1 protein-coding gene is annotated in these 1,095 nt (G+C 36.1%); it reads right to left on the bottom strand.

Going from position 1 to position 1,095, the window contains the following annotated elements; genetic code table 11:
* Positions 1-39: 39 nt before the first annotated feature.
* Positions 40-1,095, bottom strand: a 1,056-nt coding sequence (locus M3P05_RS20380; RefSeq protein ID WP_249701969.1) for a DUF4238 domain-containing protein, incomplete at its 5' end; no start/stop codon positions are given.

Raw genomic sequence — 1,095 nt, 5'->3', positions numbered from 1 at the left:
ATGTGGGGCGCCGCTTGCGGCGTCCAAACCATGCGCTTGTTATGTACGTTGTTTCAATGCTTCTCTAATGGAGGTTTCAGTGTTTGAAAAAAGATAATGATCTCTATTAGTTGCAATTTTACTATTTAAAAATTTTACCATTCCTTCCTCTATACCATTCGAAAGGAAATGATATTTATCAGAATCATTTATCATATATGCATATTTAGGTGATATAGGGAAGAATAAGTCGGATTTTTCTGGAGGAGATAGTCGTTCTTTGCCTTCTAAACATTCATGAATATTGATACACGGATTGTCACTAGTAATGAATGGCGTATCTGTAGTATTGACTATAAAAATGTGTCTGTCGTTTTTTCTGGATTCGAAAAGGCTCATCCCAAGATTCAACCCTAGCATGTAGCTTATAAACCACCAATTCTTTTCGAATAAATCAGAATAGAATTTATATTCTGGAGGTGTGTTTTCTGCAATCTCATTTATAGATTTTGTCTTAAATCGTTTAGTTCTTGTGACTTGTTGTCCTATGTATGAGCAAAATCTGAGCATTGAATCTTTATCGTTTAGTACGGAAATATTGCCTGATGCCAATTCTTGTAGAACATTTAAAACACCATTTTCAAAATATGAGTGCAAGTTTTCTAAACTATTGTGAATAATAACTTTTCTTATATGTGAATCATGTTCATCGTCTGAGTTTAATTCTTCAGATATAGAGGACAACTCTATAAACTGAGCAAGGTATGCTCTATGCAACTTCTTTAAGTAGCTGGATGGAGACATCTCGCTCCACCTGGTAATGAAATCAATATCTGATTTGTTTAATGGCTCTATATTATAAAAGTCACGCTCACATGCTAAACCACTCACACTATCAAACCCAAGGCCTCCTTTTTTCTTCAGGTAATGTACATCTTTACCTATGGCCCAATTTTTTAGATATCGGCTCCATATGAAATGATGTTTCCTTTTGATCTCGAAAGATTTATTCAATACTTTAATCATGTGTGCTGGAGGTGTGAGATAAGTACATAACGCTTGCATGAGGGGCGCCGCCGCAGGCGGCGTCCCTTTGATGCACTTGTTACCCGCTTT

This window comes from Parendozoicomonas callyspongiae (assembly GCF_023502345.1).
GTDB classification, from domain to species: domain Bacteria; phylum Pseudomonadota; class Gammaproteobacteria; order Pseudomonadales; family Endozoicomonadaceae; genus Sansalvadorimonas; species Sansalvadorimonas callyspongiae.
Note: the sequence above shows the minus strand (reverse complement) of the source record. Positions and strands in the feature narration are given on the sequence as shown.